Here is a 10780-nt window from a genome sequence, read left to right as displayed (position 1 = left end):
CACCGATGCCAGAGAAGTTATTAACCTTAGCTGAGTCTCGGTGGTAATCAGGTAAATAAAAACAAAGAAGAATGTACTGAAAGAATAACTGTTTCTCTTTAAACAGAAAAAGCCATTGCGTAATCATGTTCCGATAAACATAATTACTCGCAATGGCTCTTATTATTCTTTTTTACTTATGCAGACATAATATCAATGATTGTCGCGTCAGTATTCACCATACCGAATCGAACCATCTTACCTACATTACGAATTGTTGTTTCAACATCTTCTGCAACGATACCTTGAGAATGCGCTTCATGATTTTCAATTGCCATTAAGAAGCTCATTACCGCAGAGTTTGTTGAGCTTTTAACTTTCATAGCACACGTTGATTTTGCACCATCACAATACATACCAGTAGTATCACTTAGCGTATTTTGAATAGCAAAACACATTTGCTCAAAATTACCACCCGCTAAATAAACCATTCCCATCGCTGCAGCAGAGCTTGTTACCGCATTACCACAGAACGGTGATAGTGGCGGATAGAATGATTTCATATAGATCGCACCAAGGTGACTCATAATTAATGCACGCGCTAATTGTTCTTCTGATGAGCCATAATGTTTAGCCATTTCAACAATCGGCATCGTTGCAGCAATACCTTGGTTACCACTACCATAGTTACTCATTGCAGGTAATGTTGCACCGCCCATACGAGCATCTGATGCCGCTGCAGTACGCATTACGATATTATTAATTAAACCATCGCCAAATAGCCCTTTAGCAATACTTTTTTGAATCGTTCTACCTACTTCTAAACCATAGGCATGTTTTAAGCCTTCATCTGATAACGCACTGTTTAAATCGCGCGCTTCTAGAATGAATTTAATCTCTTCAAAATCAACACAGGTCGCAAACTCGTAAATACCTTTGATTGAGATATCGACACCTTCACAAACAGACGCCGTTGATTTTGGTTTATCACTCGTGTTTACATCAGAAGACGCATCAAACACAACTTTGCCGTTCAGCATTTTTTTCACAACTTGTGTATGACCACCACTGATCTCAACCGTCGCAACATCATCACCGGCTTTCGCCGTTACTTCACAGTAGATAAATTCTTCAACGTCTTTACGACCCGCTTTTACCTTACCAGCATCAATTAGTTGTTGTGCTTTTTCTACATGTTCTGGTTTGACGTTTACAAGAACTTCTAAACCACCATTAGGGTTACCACCTACAGCACCAGCAGCCGATGCAATAACTAAACCAATACGCCCAGTTCCTGGAACAAAAACACCCATCGAGTTTTTAAACAGGTTATCAGATACCTTTACGTCTAGTTCTTCAGGCTCTCGTCCAAGCAATTCAGCTGCAACAGCTGATGCATATGCGGCTGAGATCGGCTCTGTACAACCAAATGCAGGTTTAACAACTGTGTTAATGATATCTTTGTATTGCTGCCATTGTGTATTCATAAGTAACCCCTAACGGTTTTATATTTATTGTTTAATGCAGATCTAATTATTTACGGTGTGCAATCGCTTCGATTTCTACAAGTGCACCCATCGGTAAATCTTTCACTGCAAAACAGCTACGTGCAGGGCACTCTGTTTTAAAGAAATCAGCATAAACAGCATTAAAAGCAGCAAAGTCTTCAATATTGGCTAGATAACACGTTGTTTTTAAAACTGTGTCCATATCACCGCCGCCCGCTTCAAGAACTGAACGTAAGTTAACTAATGACTGGCGAGATTGTTCTGCAATACCACCATCAACAATGCCACCTTTCTCTTTACATACTGGAAGCTGACCAGATGTAAAAATTAAATCGCCAAATGCATTACCGTGTGAATATGGACCAATTGCGTCTGGTGCTGATTTAGATGTGATTACTTTTGTCATAATTTTTATCTCGCTATCGAAAATTCAAATTTAGTTTAACCTTTAAAAATCAAATCTTGCAATTTTTTTTGCGTTTTATTTTCAAGATCAATATTTCCAAAAATGAAAGACAAAACACAAAGCACTGATAAAAAAAGAATAAATCAAGAAAAGCAAACAGAAAAACGCCTCTATATGACAATATATTAATGACATGATAATAAAAATGATTGAATAAAATGTTGCGTTAAAATATATTTGCAGAAAAAGAAAGCAGCGAAAAAAGATAATTATATCGCTTAATTGCAAATTTTTTTTCATTTAACGACACACCAAATAGGCGCAACATGAAAAAACAACTTATACAAGCAGGTTTAAAGTCAATCTTCCCGCTATGCGTAGGGGCATTTCCATTTTCATTTATTGTAGGGGCTATCAGTATTAACGCTGGTATGGACGTTCTACAAAGTACGTTATGGTCACTGACTGTTTTTGCAGGTTCTGCACAGATGGTTGCTCTTGGTCTAGTGCAATCCTCAACGGAATTGATTGTGATTGCGTTAACTACCTTTGTTATCAACTTACGCCACGTTCTATATAGCGCGTCACTATCTGAATATGTAAAAGAATACTCAATGCCAACACGTGCACTAATGGCATACGGCCTAACCGATGAGGTATACGCTGCAACCGTTGGTGAAATGAAACATGAGAAACCAGGTCGTCATTGGTTTTATTTAGCGGCAATGTTTGGTTTTTGGGTTAACTGGGTTGTTGCTGATTTCTGTGGTGCCATTATTGGTTCATCTTTCCCTCATATTGCCGATTACGGTTTAGATTTTGCGATGGTTGCCGCCTTCATTGCTATTGTTATCCCACAAGTTAAAAATCGTGAATGTATTGTTGCGGCCGTGGTCGCGACAGTAACGGGAATCCTACTTTCAGGTCTTCCTTACTCACTCGGTTTGGTTGTAGCTGCAGTCGTTGGTGTGTACGCAGGCTACAAAATGGATTTATCAACTGAACGTATGGAAGCCGAGTTGAAAGAAGAAGTTCGTCACGAAATTGAAAAAGAAGATAAAGAGCAAAACAACACTCAACCAATTAACGCAATCGCTGAATAATAAGGGCTACTATTATGGATTCTCACGCACATATCGCTTTAAGTAACGAATTTGTAATTTACTTATCTTTAGTGATGGCAGTCGCGACATTTTTGATTCGCTTCTCTGTTATTGGTATGGCTGGACGTTTTAATATGTCAGAACGTTTTAAAAAGACATTACGCTTTGTTCCTGTAACAGTATTGCCAGCAATCATTGCAGTAGAAATTCTAGGTAAAGGTTCAAACTTCGCCTTTAACCTTGAAAACCCAAAAGTACTCGCAGCGATTGTTTGTACTATTGTTAGCCTACGTTTTGGGCTTATCTGGGTGGTTATTAGTGGCTTAATCTCATTGGTAATTTTCCAAAATTACTTAGAACCAATTACCCAATTCTTAACGCATTTCATGGCGTAATCGTAAGAAAGTAAACCATTTTATTTCATTCAAAAATCCTGTGCTTATTGATCATTTGCTCAGGATTTTTTTTATCTAAAAACTGGGTCACACCTATATATCAACAAATAACTAACAGCGAGGTTTATTTTTACACTTAATCACTTAATCACTTAATCACTTAATCACTTAATATGCGATTTATTCATATATCGCTAAAGCATTTAAATATTTCGCACTTATTTATGAAAATATTTATAAATCAACTTAATTTCGGATAAATGCGCTTCTTTTAAAAAGTTGCAAAGACAACTTAAACAAACAGTTTGCAATGTGAGGTTCAATGAAATTTAAAAAACGTACCGCAGTACTTCTGCTCGCCATAGGTGTGGGAGTCGGTTGGTTAACTCTAGCAACAACTCAAACCGTACTTCATAAAACATCAGATACAGAATTTTGTATTTCCTGCCATTCTATGCAAAAACCTTTAGCTGAATATCAAGGAACAATCCACTTTCAGAATGAGCATGGCGTTCGTGCAGAGTGTGCTGACTGTCATATCCCGACAGGAAAAGTTGACTACTTAATTACTAAGATCCGTGCCAGTAAAGATATCTACCATGAATTCATTACGGGCAAGATTGATAGCGATGAAAAATTCGAGCAGCACCGTGGTGAAATGGCACAAACGGTTTGGGATCAGATGAAAGAAACAGATTCATCAGCTTGTCGTAGTTGTCATGAATTTAATGCTATGAGTATCTTAGAGCAACGTCCAGCAGCTCAAAAAATGCATACACAAGCGATGTCTGACGGCAGTACATGTATTGATTGCCATAAGGGGATTGCTCATTTACTTCCTGACACAACAGATAAAGCACAAGCAGGTGCAGATGAATTGTCAAAAGCTGCAGCATCAAGTTCAACATCTGCAACCGTACTATATAGCATTGCTACTCAACCGTTCTTTATGACCAAAGATGACGAATACAACCAAGGTAACTTAATGCCAAGTACCAAGGTTGACGTAATTTCTCGTGAAGGCGATCGCGTTAAAGCAACCATATCTGGCTGGCAACAAGATGGCGTAGACTCCGTCATTTATGCTGCGAAAGGCAAACGTATTATCTCTGCGTTGCTTAGTGATGACTCTAAAAAAGCCTTAAAAGAAAATGGGACTGAGACAGATCCAGCAACAGGATTGGTATGGCACAAAGTGAGTTTAGATGTTTGGGCTGATAATAAGAGCTTTGTCGATAATGAAGCACCTCTTTGGGCATATTCATCTAATTTAATGAATTCAAATTGTACAGGCTGTCATGGTTTAACTGCTCTTGATCACTACAACGCCAACCAATGGATTGGAGTTATTAAAGCAATGGAAACGCGCACCTCTTTAACCAAAGAGCAAAGCCGTATGCTTACTCAATATGTTCAGAAACACGCTAGTGATATGGCTGGGAGCGAAAAATAATGATCAAAGATAACCAACAAATTAACGAACCAGCATGGAGCCGTCGACGCTTTTTAAAAGGAGCAGCCGCAATAGGTGGTGTTTCTTTAATGTCGACATTACTACCAAAAACAGCACTGGCAAAAGCAATTGAACAAGCATTACCGCAATTTGTTTATACCAAAACAGCGCAAGACGGTATCTTAACATCAGCGCACTGGGGAGCATTTCAAGCAATCGTAAAAGACGGGAAAATGGTTGATGTGGTTCCTGTTGCTGATGATCCATACCCTAACGAACTGATCAAAATGGCACCACATCAGGTGCATGCTAAAAACCGTATCAAATACCCAATGGTACGAAAAAGCTATCTTGAAGGCGGTCCGAGCGCAGGTAAAGACAAGCGCGGAAATGATGAATGGGTTCGTGTTAGCTGGGATAAAGCTAATCAGCTTGTTGCCAATGAAATCACGCGTTTGCAAACACAATACGGCCCATCATCTATTTATGCGGGTTCATATGGCTGGAAAAGTACTGGCATGTTCCACAACAGCCGTACCCTACTCCAGCGTTTAATGAACCTAAATGGTGGTTTCCTTGGCTATGCAGGTGACTACTCAACAGGTGCGGCTCAGATGATCATGCCCCATGTGATGGGCTCAATGGAAGTTTATGAGCAACAAACCACATGGCCTGTAATTATCGAAAGCAGCGAGCTAGTTGTGCTTTGGGGCTTTAATGCCATGGTCACCCTGAAAAATGCATGGAACGTGCCGGATCACGAAGGACAAGTCGGCTTACAAGCTCTAAAAGATAAAGGCACGCGTGTTATTGCGATCGATCCCGTCAGAAATGAAACCGTCGACTTCATGGATGCAGAATGGATCGCCCCTCGTCCATATACTGATGTGGCAATGATGCTCGGTATTGCTCATACCTTATATACAGAAGAACTGTACGATAAGGAGTTCCTTGAGCATTACACCAAAGGCTTTGAGCAGTTTGTTCCGTATTTAACAGGTGAAAGTGACGGCACGCCAAAAACTGCCGAATGGGCAGCAGAGATCAGTGGTATTGATGCCAAAACGATCAAAATGCTAGCCCATGAATTTGCTAAAAACCGCACTATGTTAATGGCTGGCTGGGGAATGCAACGTCAACAGCATGGTGAGCAGCCACACTGGATGATGGTGACTCTAGCTGCAATGCTTGGTCAAATCGGACTACCTGGTGGTGGTTTTGGCTTTAGTTATCACTACTCTTCAGGTGGTAGCCCAACAGCAAAAGGCGGCATTATTTCTGGTATTAACGCAGGTAAAGCACCAAAAGGTAGCCCTGCCCCAATTCCAGTAGCGCGTATTGCTGAAGCGATCTTAGAACCAGGGAAAAACATTCAATTTAATGGTAAGAGTGTTACTTACCCTGAAATTAAAATGGTATATGTGGCTGGTGGTAACCCTTTCCACCAACACCAAGACACTAATAACTTGTTAAAGGCATGGCAAACACTAGATACCATCATCGTGAATGAGCCATACTGGACAGCATCAGCGAAACATGCCGATATTGTGTTACCAACGACAACAAGTTACGAACGTAATGACATCGATATGGGTGGTGACTACTCTCAACGTTATGTATTCCCGATGCATAAAGCGGTAGAGCCACAATTTGAATCAAAAAGTGATTTTGATATCTTCAGTGGTATTGCCGAAAAACTAGGTGTTAAAGCTGCATTTACCGAAAATAAAACCGAGATGCAGTGGATCAAGGGTATGTACGATGAAATGGCGAAACAGGCACGTGCGAATCGTGTCCCACTGCCGCCGTTTAGCATGTTCTGGGAAGCCAATGACTATATTACTTTCCCTATTCCTGATGCTAATCAAAAGTGGATACGCCACGCAGACTTCAGAGAGAACCCACTGTTAAATCCACTTGGTACACCATCTGGTCGTATTGAGATTTACTCTGATACAGTAGAAAAAATGGGGTATGCCGACTGTGCTCCTCACGCTAAATGGTATGAGCCAAAAGAGTGGTACAAAGCAGAAATTGCGAAGAAATACCCTTTATCGCTAAATACTGCACACCCAACAAACCGATTACACTCACAATTAGACAATACTCCTCTGCGTGATAAATATGCTGTAGCTAACCGTGAAGCAATTTTAATCAATGCAAGCGATGCGAAAGCAAGAGGTATTGCTGATGGCGATTTAGTCCGTGCATTTAACGATCGTGGACAGATCCTTGTTGGCGCAAAAATATCAGATGCTATTCGTCCTGGCGTTATTCGTGTAAGTGAAGGTGCTTGGTATGACTCGGCAACCCCTGGTAAAGAAGGTGGTTTATGTCGAAACGGTTGTATTAACGTTCTAACTTTTGATGTTGGCAGCTCGCAGTTAGCACAAGGTAACTGTGGTCACATGGCTCAACTTGAAATTGAAAAATATCAAGGAAAAGCCCCCGAAAATACAGCACATGCCGTTCCACGTGGTGCTTAATACTTAAGTTTAAAGCCCTTGATAAATAACTATCAAGGGCTTTTATCTTACACTTTAAATATAAAACCTTACTTTTAAAGTTTTATATTTAAAATTAATAAATTCAAATTTATCACTAACTAAATTTCACCATCAAATAAAAACAAAACAGCCCAAGATATAATAGTTATATTATTTCTTAGGCTGAATGTTATTCTCATAACCTATAGAGAGTATGAGCTATAATTTATCGTTTTTAGATGAAACGAATTTTTACTGCTTTTAGCTTATTGCTTGAATCGTCTAGAGAAAATTCAACCATACTACCAGATGAAGGCTGTGAATGACTGCATACTTGAGATGCGTCAAAACGAATATCGCCACCAAGATCGCTTGTAATTAAGCCAATCTTTTCTACTGGGTTGAAGCTACGAATAATACCTGTTTGTGAAGTCATAGTTATATTTCCTTTCAGCCCAAACAGCGCTTTAAATTAGCGGTTTTGTTTGTGGCTATCAATTTGAGTTCGAATAGTTAAATCCGCTAATTAATAATAATTGCGGTAATTATCGTTTTACTCATTGACCTACTACTTCTGAGCTAAAAGATCACCCTTCTTTTAGCCGATCATTGCGCCTTTCGTTTGCAACAATAACGAATAACAATGTTAGAAATGACGTTTTGATTAAAAAAACACATGAGGTCCGAGTAACAGACGAGATAGACATTAAACGCTAAATTTTATTCTGTAAATATTTTTATGTCTTTTTTTTGTAAAAAACTGTGGATAACCACTGAAGAAAAACCTTACCTTTTGTTTTTAAAGTAAAAAATATAATTTTTTATTTATTTTTAAAACCATAAAAATGGTCAGAAAACAAACAAAAACAGAGGTAAAACCCATAATAAAACAATCTTCAATTATAAAAATTACACTCTCATCTAAAATAAGTACGATAATGAGACAAATAATCGTCTATTTTTTAATCTGCATAAATGAAAGGAATAATTACGATATAAAATGACTAGGTTTCTTATATAAGCAAGGGTAAAGTATGCTTAAAGAGACCGAAGGTTATAAGGAACTTCGATGAAAGGCATTCTATCTATTCAATCACATGTTGTTTATGGTCATGCAGGGAATAGCTCCGCTGTTTTTCCTATGCAACGTATGGGATTTGAAGTGTGGCCACTTAATACCGTGCAATTTTCTAATCACACCCAATATAAAGAAGGCTGGACAGGCAAAGCTTTCTCTGGTGATGATATTAGCGAACTCGTTGCTGGTATTGAAGGTATTGATCAATTAAAGAACTGCGAAGCTGTACTGACTGGCTATCAAGGCAGTGCAGCCCAATGTCTTGCAATTATTGATACGGTAAAAAAAGTTAAACAGCAAAATCCTAATGCGATTTATATCTGTGATCCTGTGATGGGTGATCCAGAAAAAGGCTGTATTGTTGCGGATGGTATTGCTGAATACCTAATTAATGATGTAATGCCTATTGCTGATGCTATCGTGCCGAATCAATTTGAACTAAGCCAATTTGTCGGTATGGAAATCCATAACCTTGCTGATGCTGTTACTGCATGTCAAAAAGCCTTAACAATGGGACCCAAAATGGTACTGGTTAAGCACTTACACAGTATATCTGATGATAAGTTTACGATGATGTTAGCAACGCAAAACGGTTGTTTCCTTGCACAGCGCCCACATCTTAAGTTTGATAAACAACCTGTTGGTGTGGGTGATTTGATCTCATCATTATTTACTGCTGGACTATTAAAAGGCTGGGCACCAGAACAGGCTTTTGAACATGCACATAATGCTTGCTACGCTGTGCTGAAAGAAACGCATAAACGTGGCGAATGGGAATTACAAACCATTGCAGCACAAGATGAAATTGTATCACCAAGTGAAATTTTTCCGATCAGTGAAATTAACTAAGTGAACACTAACAATCTTAATTAAAAAAGCAGCTTAATCGCTGCTTTTTTATTGCCGGAAATAACGCTTATTGAACCTCACCATAAGCATTGAATGTTACCCGCCTAACAATGCTCAATGTAGTCGCTACTGAAATAACGCCAGAAATAAAAATCGCGACCATGATCACCAACTGGTATTTCACAGCCACTAGCGGCGCCGCTCCACCTAAAATCTGCCCAGTCATCATTCCTGGCAAACTGACAATACCTAATGTCGTCATCGCGGCTAACTGTGGGGTTAATGCCGCTTTTACTGCTGTTTGGATTAATGGCAAAGCAGGATCGGGAGCACCTAATGACAGGTAATATTGGTATTCATTATGATTTTCTTTTAACAAGCTCCCCCAGCGTGATAAGGCTAATACATTTGCCATTAAGCTATTGCCAAGCAACATACCTGCAATTGGGATCATATATTGCGCTTGCCACCATGGTTCGACTTGAATCACCCCTATCAGCATAACCGGTAAAGCAACCAATAATGCAGCAAACTGCCCTGTTATCACCGCTGGCAACACACGCTTTATATTCACCTCTGCGCGTTTACAAATGGTATAGCTTGCCACTAATGCCATGATAGTTAGCCACAGCATATTTATCGCCACGCTCTGCAAACCAAATAAGGTATGAAGATAAATACCCACAACAGAGAGCTGTAGTGTCATGCGTAATACGGCATTAATTAAGGTACGATTTAACCCTAACTGCCAACGCTGAAACAAAAATATAGGGATAAGTAATAGCAGGTAGAAACCAGCCATTGCCAACCAATGAATATCCAAAGTACTATTGATTGAATCAGACATTACACTCATCCTTACTCAGAGACATAGTGTGTACGTGTGTAGCACTTGTTAGCCAAACAGGATCATGTGATATAGAGATAGATATTAACGAACTCTCTTCAATCAACTGAATAATATGATCCCGCCCAACGGGATCTAACGCAGACGTTGGTTCATCCATTAGCCATACTTCTCGCTGCATAAGTAACCCTCTCGCAATAGCGACACGCTGTTTTTCACCACCAGAAAGAGAAGCTATCGTTTTTTTTAATGGCACATCAATACCGGCTTTTCTGAGCACTGAAAAGCATGCTTGTTCATCAGGTAACGGTAAATGAGTTACCGCTTTAAGTCGCCATGGCAGGTGAAGTACATCACGTACACATTCTCCTCCCATTACAGCTTGCTGAGGAAAATAACAGATCTGCTGACGCCAAAAATGCAAAGCGCTCTCACCTATTAGCTGATCGTTATAAAGTATTTCACCAGATTGTGGAGCTTTTAAACCTGATATCACTTGTAACAAGCTACTTTTACCACAGCCAGAAACACCTGAAATAGCAAGATGCTGTCCAGCTTCGAGTATGGCTGAAAGAGAAGGAGCAGATAAGGCTTCAAAACCAGAGCGCAGTTCATTAAAAATAAGCTGACGAGAAGAAGAAGGGGAAGCATTAGCAAGCATGATAGAGCAACCGAA

At 39.5% G+C, this 10780-nt stretch carries 10 protein-coding genes; 5 read left to right on the top strand and 5 right to left on the bottom strand.

What is annotated here, in order from left to right; all coding sequences use genetic code 11:
- Positions 1-176 precede the first annotated feature (176 nt).
- Entirely contained in the window at positions 177-1466 is a 1290-nt protein-coding gene (locus I3259_RS08555) for an L-serine ammonia-lyase, iron-sulfur-dependent, subunit alpha (protein ID WP_238029232.1), read from the bottom strand.
- Positions 1467-1512: 46 nt separating this feature from the next.
- The gene (locus tag I3259_RS08550) at positions 1513-1893 is read right to left on the bottom strand and encodes a RidA family protein (protein WP_008989716.1); all 381 of its coding nucleotides are present in this window, start codon (positions 1891-1893) and stop codon (positions 1513-1515) included.
- 326 nt (positions 1894-2219) lie between these two features.
- On the opposite strand from I3259_RS08550, the gene I3259_RS08545 reads away from it, so the two are divergent.
- The 4 genes from I3259_RS08545 (at position 2220) to torA (ending at position 7330) form a co-directional block, all read left to right on the top strand.
- A complete protein-coding gene (locus I3259_RS08545; RefSeq protein ID WP_238029231.1) occupies positions 2220-2996 on the top strand; it encodes an AzlC family ABC transporter permease in 777 nt (258 codons plus the stop codon).
- A 14-nt stretch (positions 2997-3010) separates the two neighbouring features.
- On the top strand, positions 3011-3391 hold the full coding sequence (locus tag I3259_RS08540; RefSeq protein WP_005366279.1) for an AzlD domain-containing protein: 381 nt from the start codon (positions 3011-3013) through the stop codon (positions 3389-3391).
- 322 nt (positions 3392-3713) lie between these two features.
- Positions 3714-4844 carry a NapC/NirT family cytochrome c gene (locus I3259_RS08535; RefSeq protein ID WP_238029230.1) on the top strand — a complete coding sequence of 377 codons (1131 nt, stop codon included), beginning with the start codon at positions 3714-3716 and terminating at the stop codon, positions 4842-4844.
- Positions 4844-7330, top strand: a complete 2487-nt coding sequence (torA, locus tag I3259_RS08530; protein ID WP_238029229.1) for a trimethylamine-N-oxide reductase TorA — start codon at positions 4844-4846, stop codon at positions 7328-7330. Before I3259_RS08535 ends, torA begins: the two co-directional genes overlap by 1 nt.
- Positions 7331-7565: 235 nt before the next feature.
- On the opposite strand, the gene I3259_RS08525 is transcribed toward torA, so the two are convergent.
- Complete coding sequence (locus I3259_RS08525) at positions 7566-7766, bottom strand: hypothetical protein (RefSeq protein WP_006644747.1); 201 nt, start codon at positions 7764-7766, stop codon at positions 7566-7568.
- A gap of 633 nt (positions 7767-8399) precedes the next feature.
- Here I3259_RS08525 and pdxY point away from each other — a divergent pair.
- Positions 8400-9257, top strand: coding sequence for a pyridoxal kinase PdxY (pdxY, locus tag I3259_RS08520; protein WP_238029228.1), 858 nt, complete (start codon positions 8400-8402; stop codon positions 9255-9257).
- Positions 9258-9324: 67 nt separating this feature from the next.
- Here the strand turns inward: pdxY and I3259_RS08515 are convergent, their stop codons facing one another.
- Both I3259_RS08515 and I3259_RS08510 read right to left on the bottom strand, forming a co-directional pair.
- Positions 9325-10104 (bottom strand): ABC transporter permease, encoded by a 780-nt coding sequence (locus I3259_RS08515; protein ID WP_238029227.1) that lies wholly within the window; start codon positions 10102-10104, stop codon positions 9325-9327.
- A complete protein-coding gene (locus I3259_RS08510) occupies positions 10097-10765 on the bottom strand; it encodes an ATP-binding cassette domain-containing protein (protein ID WP_238029226.1) in 669 nt (222 codons plus the stop codon). Before I3259_RS08510 ends, I3259_RS08515 begins: the two co-directional genes overlap by 8 nt.
- Positions 10766-10780: the final 15 nt, after the last annotated feature.

It is taken from the genome of Photobacterium sp. Ph5, assembly GCF_022129445.1.
GTDB lineage: Bacteria > Pseudomonadota > Gammaproteobacteria > Enterobacterales > Vibrionaceae > Photobacterium.
This window is presented reverse-complemented; position numbering and strand designations above follow the sequence as displayed.

What these genes read in the sequence shown, in the direction of transcription:
- I3259_RS08555 (WP_238029232.1), bottom strand. Translation starts at nt 1,466, where the DNA reads ATGAATACACAATGGCAGCAATACAAAGATATCATTAACACAGTTGTT.
- I3259_RS08550 (WP_008989716.1), bottom strand. Translation starts at nt 1,893, where the DNA reads ATGACAAAAGTAATCACATCTAAATCAGCACCAGACGCAATTGGTCCA.
- I3259_RS08545 (WP_238029231.1), top strand. Translation starts at nt 2,220, where the DNA reads ATGAAAAAACAACTTATACAAGCAGGTTTAAAGTCAATCTTCCCGCTA.
- I3259_RS08540 (WP_005366279.1), top strand. Translation starts at nt 3,011, where the DNA reads ATGGATTCTCACGCACATATCGCTTTAAGTAACGAATTTGTAATTTAC.
- I3259_RS08535 (WP_238029230.1), top strand. Translation starts at nt 3,714, where the DNA reads ATGAAATTTAAAAAACGTACCGCAGTACTTCTGCTCGCCATAGGTGTG.
- torA (WP_238029229.1), top strand. Translation starts at nt 4,844, where the DNA reads ATGATCAAAGATAACCAACAAATTAACGAACCAGCATGGAGCCGTCGA.
- I3259_RS08525 (WP_006644747.1), bottom strand. Translation starts at nt 7,766, where the DNA reads ATGACTTCACAAACAGGTATTATTCGTAGCTTCAACCCAGTAGAAAAG.
- pdxY (WP_238029228.1), top strand. Translation starts at nt 8,400, where the DNA reads ATGAAAGGCATTCTATCTATTCAATCACATGTTGTTTATGGTCATGCA.
- I3259_RS08515 (WP_238029227.1), bottom strand. Translation starts at nt 10,104, where the DNA reads ATGTCTGATTCAATCAATAGTACTTTGGATATTCATTGGTTGGCAATG.
- I3259_RS08510 (WP_238029226.1), bottom strand. Translation starts at nt 10,765, where the DNA reads ATGCTTGCTAATGCTTCCCCTTCTTCTTCTCGTCAGCTTATTTTTAAT.